Origin of the sequence: Vibrio sp. D431a (genome assembly GCF_030248655.1) — a bacterium.
In the GTDB taxonomy this organism is placed as follows: Bacteria; Pseudomonadota; Gammaproteobacteria; order Enterobacterales; family Vibrionaceae; genus Vibrio; species Vibrio alginolyticus.
Genome location: NZ_JAHGAP010000015.1, coordinates 424,265 through 432,784 on the forward strand (window position 1 = coordinate 424,265; position 8,520 = coordinate 432,784).

1 protein-coding gene is annotated in these 8,520 nt (G+C 42.4%); it reads left to right on the forward strand.

The features are described 5' to 3' along the window. Positions 1-226: 226 nt before the first annotated feature. Positions 227-8,520: hypothetical protein (locus KJB35_RS14895; protein ID WP_285469440.1), on the forward strand; the 8,294-nt coding region annotated here is incomplete at its 3' end.

Here is an 8,520-nt window from a genome sequence, read left to right on the forward strand (position 1 = left end):
AGTTGTGCGTAGAGTATAATATTTTAAATAAAAACTAGCATTAAAGCATGAGTAATTCCTCTGTTTTAACTAAGTTAATGATTATAGGATGTAAAAATAATTTTAATAATTCAGTCAAAGTGACGGTTGGCTTGGTGTTTATGCCTATTTTGTTGGTGTTAATGTCACGTTGAGAAAATATTTTTCAATAATATAATCTCGGAAAAATATATTTTGCCAAATTACTATGTTCGCTAAAAATACGCTGAAATTAACATTAGGTCTTACGCTTACATCTCTTTTATTGAGTGCATGTGGTGGTGGTGATGGAGGAGACAACACACCTCCAGCTAGAAGCAAAGGAAGCATTTCCGGTATGGTGTTTGACGCCCCAGTCAATGGCGCCAAGATTGAGGTTTTCGAGTTCAAAAATGGAAACTTAGGTCGGAAGTTGGCTAACACGACGTCTGATGCCTTCGGAAACTATCTGCTAGAGTTTGAATCGTCGTCAATGCCTCTTTTTGTTGTTGCAAAAGAGGGGAGTTATACCGATCCGTTTACAAATGAAACGGTATCTGTGAGTAATGCGAAGACACTTAAATTTGAAGGTGTTGTGAACTTTAAAGAGGGGAGTGAGCAAAAGTTAATGCTTACTCCGCTGTCGAACTTGGCAGCAGGCTTGGCAAAGTACAAAATTTCTCAGGGGGCCACAGATGAGAGTGCCTTTTCAACCGCTTTGGATAGTATCAATAGCATGTATGGTTTTGACGTAAATGAGACCAAACCTATTGATATAACCAAAGGTGGGCAAAGCAGTTTTGCTAGTGCTGGGCATCAATACGGCGCTTTATTAACTGCATACTCGTCTTACTCTTACGATCTTATAAAAAAATACGGCAACAGCGATAACGTCTACACTTCAATGCATTTCGCTGACATCCAATATCGGGATGTTATTGCAGATGGTGTTCTTGATGGTCTTGAAGTGAGCCAGACTTCAGGAGCAGTGACTCCCCTCAGCTTTGGACAGAAAAAGATAAACAGCGACGTTTACACACGTGACTTATCTCAGCACGTTTTGATCGTGGTAAACGACCCAAGTATCAATATTTCTGGTACTGATGCTGCCGACTATGTCGACTTTAGTAAGAAGCTTAATGACTTAGGTACATATGGCAGTACAGATGGCGTCATTCCACCGCGAGATGGGACGGAGATTGATACCACAGCGCCTATCGTGACACGCATTGACCGTGATGTACTTGCAGGCACCGATAAAGTTGACCTAAAAATTGTTGATGATATCGGTGTAGAAGACGTATCCGCCTTTATTCAGTATCAGATTAATGGCTCGTGGTCTGGTGAATTTCAATGTAACGACATACAAGATTTTGGAAGCACATTCTGTTCGGTTGAATTTGATGATTTTGAAGTTGGCCTTCGAGAGACCAACGTTAAAGTTAACATTAATACCAAAGAGATCGATAGTGTAGATATGAACCCTGCCACAGGGCTCTCAAACGTAACAGCAGCACGGTTAGTCTTGTATACAGCGGATGTACTGGGTAATGAGTTAATTCCAGGCAGCCATTCGGGTCTTCATATCAACTTTGAATGGGATAACGATGCGCCTGTTATCGATATTACATCGGCGAGTGCAATTAATAACCAACTTAAAGAATACGTTCTGAAAGGAGTTGTAAAAGAAAGCTCGCAAGAGATTAGTTCGGTCAGTATTTCATTTAAAGATGGCTTACATGAGGGCGTCACATGTTCTCCTGTCACTGTAGAGTCTGGAAATGCTTGTGAGTTTAGTAAGGCTTACCCAACTGATGAATTCCTATCTACGACGGTCTTTGAGGTTCGAGCGAAGGATAGCAAAGGCAATACGGGCTCTGCGCAGCATGCAGTAAGTCGTGACGATCAAGCGCCAGCACAGACGATAACCTATCCTGAAGGTACGTCAATGACGTACGTAAATGTGGGTTTAGATGGTGAACGAACCACTTACGATGGTATCTACTCTCAAGATACGTACACCCCAGACAATGTTCAAGCAAGCCGCGATTTCCTGAAGATTGACTATGCGTACGCAAGTTTAGGGATTCAGAGCTCATTAAAAGGGATAGATTTTAGTAACTTCAACGCTAATTTATTGAAAGAGAATAAAATCCCTTATGTTCGTGTGAAAGTATCAGACGTAAATACCGATACGGTTTTAGGCTCCAACGCTAATAAACTAAAGCTCGTCGTCAAGTACTACGTAAGCCAAAACAACGATAACAACTACTCACTTCAGCAAGTTATTGACACAACCGCATCCGATGACGATTACATCGCGAAAATTCCGCACGAAACGGTGTTAGATAGCAATGGGCGAGTTGAGGATGTCATTTATTACATTCCGTTTGTAAGAGATATTTTGGGTGACAGCTTTAAATCGGTATCAGAAAACAGTAGTCAAAAGTTAGTCATTCAAACCGTCGATGAGTCTGATAACGAAAGCACTCCAAGAGAAGTATATTTTAGAAGTAGCTTTGACCTACCAACCATAAAAGTGGTGACACCATTTATTGGTGCGCGAGCTCAACTTGAAGGGTTGAGCCCAAGTGGTGAATTCACTTCACTTGCAAGTTGTACCACTATCCAGCAACTGGAAAGTGACCAGTCTATGGCTCTTGACGTAGCGAGCTGTGAAACCACAACTGACGTAGTGAATTATGATTTCATGCGTGTTCGTTTAATTGGTATCGAAGGTAGTGAGCCATACTATTACCAATGGAAAAGAGATCCAGGGACCAAGAAAGTAACGGTTGACTTAAACAAGGCCAATATTGGTGTGTATTTTAAGCTCAAAGGTTCTCAAACTTACTATATTACTGAACTATCGACATATCAGACTGGTTTGTTTGATTTCCAGTGGGATCAAGTGACAGCGGGAGAGAAAACTTCAGAACGTGCGATTCAAATTCTTGATGAGGTGCGCTACGCGTTATCAGGTACGAATAACAACTCATTCTTTGGGTTTGATCCAACGGTTGTGTCTTATGCAACCAATGAAATGCTTACGACTAAAGCGATTCCAGACAAGCCATCAAATGACTATCTACACCGATTCCTTGTTGAAGCAATTGATAGTATTGCCGAGAGAATGCCAAGAAATAACTCATTAGATTTTGCATCTGCTATTTACGATGATTTTAGCTACGATGGAAAAGCAAATGGTATAGGGGCCGGAGGAAGTCAAGTTACGCTCGATTCTTACACGTTTGGCGCTGAAACTTACCGAAAAGACCTGGCGCAATCGTATTATGAAATCATGGCGAGCAAATACGGTATTGAGACCAATATCGCGCAGCTCTATGCTGATGATATTTCGATGGCTAATCCTGACTTAAATGGTAAGAACATTTTTGATACAGAGGGTAGTAGTATCGATACCTTGCCTCCGCAGCCAAAATTAACCATTGAAAGCGGTAGAGAGACGATGGTTGGTAATAGGCTTTATATCGCTGGCGAGGTTGTTTCTAAAATTGTCCTAGACGATCCTTCTGGTATTGTAGGAACCGACGCTTACGGCCCGAAGTTTAGCACGATGTGGTATCAAGCTAATGAGCCAAATATTGAAATACCACTGGACATCAACATCGTAGAAAACTCAGGCAGCAGCAATGCTTATCGAAAAGAGTACTTCTTCACCCTCAACTCCCAGTCTAGTGAACTAAAAGACATTATAGAGTTTGCCGTGGAGACCAGTGCTATGGACCCACATGGCAATGCGTATGGTTATAATGGTAAATCTCCGTTTATAGAATCGGTGTTTATTGATAACGATTTCCCTAAGGCCAGTTATCTTCCACCGAATGATGTCGATGGTAAACCTGTAGAAAACGGTATTTATTTAAATGCGAACAATACTCATGAATTAACCTTCAAGGTTGAGGATATTGTTGGTGATAAGCTTGCCTCGAGGAGCCTTGTTTTCTACCAGCAAACCGGTGAAAAAGTAACATACACACCAGAAAACTTTGCAACTAACTCAAAAGACGCGTTTAAAGTCAAACTATGTACGGGCGAGATTTGTTCAAATCAAGGCTCTACGATTTATCCTGGTGATGGAGATTGGTTAGTTGTTGCCGCAGCAGAGGACAACTTAGGTAACTCCGTTTCAGAGTTAACTAGCACCGCTCCGAGATTCAATATTCGTATCGACTCTGAAGCTCCTATTGTAAAAAGCGAGCAGGTTCAAAGCCGTTTAGGCGGTAATAACCAATGGACACCTGTCATTGATTGGGGGACGTTAAGCTCTGGCAATAACGTAAAAATAGATTTGCGCCGCGGATCTGGTCAGGCTCTGACATTAGAAAGCTGTGACCCTCTAACAGAGGAGTGTGACGTACCATACCTAGTTGGTGAACAGCCTGACGTCAAAGTCCAACTGGTTTCAAAAGCATTTGATTACGATGAATGGAATGAGTTTTACGTCACTGCGACGGACAACGCTTACCCTGCCAATGTTAGTACAACAGGGAAATTTACCTTCCAAGTCGATAACAAAGGCCCTGAAATCATCCTAAACACGCCTTGGGTTGAAGACACATTGTCTAAAGAGAACTATGTCATAGGGCGTGAGTTCAATGTGCGATTTAAATCCGTAATAGACGATTCAGACCTTGAGCAAGTCTCGCTGTATCAAAGTGGTAAAGATTCGCCAATTAAGACAATTGTGCCAACGGATTCATCTAAAGAGTTTGTCATGTCTCTTATCAAGAGTGACACAGATAAAATAGACATTTCTGAAGATGAAAAAACAACGTCATTGTATGTAAAAGCAACCGATATATATGGTTTTGAGTCTAGTTCTAACACGCACAAGGTTATTCTTGATCGTGATGGGCCAACATTAGGATTAAGTGGTTTCAATGCGAATGACTACTACTTAGGTAACTATGTCTTTGACCTAACGGCGCTAGACCTAAATGCTAACGGTGATGTTTCAATTAATGGCGTAAATAGAGAAAGCCTAGAGTATTGGACGTTTAGCGATCTGGAACCATTACCTGGCTCTCCCGGTACAAAAATCAATGAGGATCTCAAAGTGAGCCTTGGTGATTTAGGTACGGGTACACACAAGATTCGTTTAAAAGGGTCTGATGTTCGTGGCAACACAACCTTAACCAGTGATGAGCAAGATTTTACCGTCAAAGTGTACAACTCCATCCCGCAGGTGACGCTGGCGATGAGTTACACGGATGGAACGCCAATTACAAACAACACCATCTATCAAGATGGGAATATCGTACTTACGCTTGATATTGTTGATGATAGTGGCGTTGATCGAATTGACTCAACGTATAGGTTCTCTGGAGAGCAAAACGGGACTAACTTTACGTTCTCAGAAACCGCAGATGGCACTTGGACTGCAACGTTGCTTTCTACACAAATTGCCAAAGATGGTAATTATGAACTTGATATCAAAGTTTATAACAAAGTTCGTTACCTTGATGAAAAAGACCGAAAGGTTGGAAAAGTAAACCAAACCTTTAGCGTACAGCGTGAAGGCGTGGTTCTAACAGTTGAAAGCCCGCTGGACTTCCAAAATTACTTATCTGATGGTGTTCTTGATGTCACCTTTACTACATTGAGTGCGGTCAAAGCCAAAACGTTAGAGTGTTGGGTTCGTGAAGAATACAACTCTCTGGATGCGCCACCAACTAATGAGCAACCAACTTCTGGTGTTATCAACGTATCGCAAGAACCTTACAGTTGTAGTGTCAATGTTGGGCAAAACATGACGAAAGCACCTGTTACTTTGATCACTAAAACCTTGGGTACAAATGGGCGTGAAACGATCAACAAGTTCAATTTCTCGATGGTGGATATTGATGCACCGACAGTCGTAGATGGTAACTCATACAGTTTTAAAGGAAGTGATGTTTGGTTTGATGAAGCTTTGAAGAAGAAGATGCTCACATTTGAGCTCTCTTTTAATGATGCTTTATCAGGCGTGAATACCGAAAGTTCAGATGAATATCCAAAGTTGGTTCGTAATCTTGGCAACAAAGCTTATACACCAACGACTTGTGCCAAAGGTGTTGGAAATATCAAGTGTACGTATTCTGAATCCTATGCCGATATTATTGATGGCCTGAGTACAACTCAAGAATACAAAATCAAGAACTTATCTGATTTAGCAGGAAACTTGACGCCAGAGCACGATCTATTGCTTGAATTACCTAAAGGTTCGGTAGTCGTTGAAATTACTGATCCGGTTGGAAACACAACCATTAATGGTCAGCAGCTTGTCGCCAAGTTCAGAATTAAGCTGTATGAAAACTCTAGGCTAGACAATGTGATGGCCAGATTTGGAACGGAATCCTACAACTATAAAGATAATCCGGAGAAGTTTGCACAATTAGAGGTGTGTGCAGATGATCCAACCTACAAGTGTTCAACATTTACAAGTGAACTTCCTAGCGATGCGGATGGAAAAACGATCAGGACAACGATTACTGCAACGGATGTGTGGTCGAGAGTCGGTGAAGCGACCGTTGATATTAAAGTTGACAACACACCTCCAAGTGTTGGCGATGAGATTATCGTAACCGAATCGCCAACAAATCCTGATAATGTTCGTTTTCGTTTTGACATAACGGACACTGGTAGCAGCCTCGCAAAAGTAAACTACTCGGTTTTAAACCCGAGTTATCAAGAAGAAAGAGTAGAGGATGGGAATGGTTCATCTACGTACTTTGAACTACCGAAATCTCAGTTAGAGGGGCGTGGTTCAATCACGGTTGATATCAAAGCGACAGATAGTGTTGGGCTATATTCAGACATCAGAAAAGTCATTGATATTAGTGTTCCTAAAGTCACGATTGATTTCGATGGGATTACGAGTTTGCAGGGTGGGAAACTGTTTTTTACCAAGGCGAGCCAGCCGTTTACGGTATCTACTGTGGAAGGAGAAAGAGTGAAAGCTTCACAATATTCTGTGGAGCTTATTTCAAGCCTCGGTGATTCCTTGCGTTACTCAGGTGATGTTATCTCATCTAGTGGTAATGGAATGATGAACTTTGCCGTCGATAACCAAGGGTCATATACCCTTAAGGTGACGGTGACGGACTCAGTTGGAAGAGAGAATACAAGCTTTGAATTACTAGGCAAAAGTTATGATGGAAAGGTTATCGAATCTATTGTTGATTATGACGCTCCAAGTATTTCGGGCTTAAGTGCTAATCAAACCTCTAAGGTGCCGACAAACGATAAGTATCAACTAGAAATTAGTGCATACATTACAGATAAAAATTTAAATCTCGTCACGTCAAAAGCGGTGAGTAGTGGCAGCACTGTGGCTCCTCAAGCGATTACTGAGCCGACAACCGAAGCGGGGCCCTATGTCATAAGCTATTTGTTACCGAAAGGCGATCATACGATCACGGTGGCAGCAACAGACAAAGTGGATAATAAGAACGAGAGTTCTATTGACGCACATGTGGAAGCTGCAACCGTTCCCGGGCTAAGTATATCTACTGCTTCAAGCGCCCCTCTTTTTGGAGGCGAAGAGATTACACTTACGTTTAACTTTACAGAAGAAGTTACTAACTTTGATATCTCAGATGTCCACCTTGTCGCTAGTGATAACGGTGCAACAGGAACGTTAAAGCAAGATACGTGGTCCACTTCAGACAACGTTACGTGGACGGTTAATTACATCAGTCCAGAAAAGCAAGATAAAAACATAACAATACAGGTAGAGGATGATAGCTACCAAAGTATCAACACCATTCCTGGAAAAGGAAGCAGTTTAAGTATCGCGGTTGAAGGAACCTTACCAAAACTGACCAATGTGACATTTAACCCCGAGCATCAGAGTGTGGGTCAAAGCGTGAATGTATCGCTTGAGTTTGATAAAGAGATCCAAGAGGCGACCGCTACGCTTGGCGGCAATCGCATTAGTTCTCTATCAGCAACGGCAGATAAAAAGGTCTGGGTTGGTGATGTACAAGTTCCGAGCACCGCGCTGTTAAGTGTCGACTTGGTTGTTAGTCAATTTAAAGATTTGACTGGCAACGTAGGTGAGGATAATACTGCTCACGAATTACCGATCACGCCGACCTTAGCCATCACGCCAGTGGGCAATGTGGATGAAACGCATGCCGCCACGCTACAATTCGAAGGTACGTCGACACGTTTTGACGGTCAGTCCCTGCGTCTTGAAGTGAAAGCACAAGGCAGCGTGACGGTAGTAAAAAGCGGCAGTGCAACAGTACAAGCCGGTGGCACTTGGATCAGTGACGCAATGGACATGAGTCACCAAACCAATGGTACTTATACTGTGATGGTGACGGGGACGAACTCAGCGGGCATTGAAGTGAGTGAAAGCCAGAGCTTTACACTCGCGCAGTCTCTGCCAACGCTGACTAACGCGACGTTTACGCCTGAGCAACAAGCCATCGGCCAAAGCGTGACGGTAACGCTAGAATTCGATAAAGATCTGCAGTCCGCAGCGGCGGAGTTAGGTAGTACAACGATCACTTC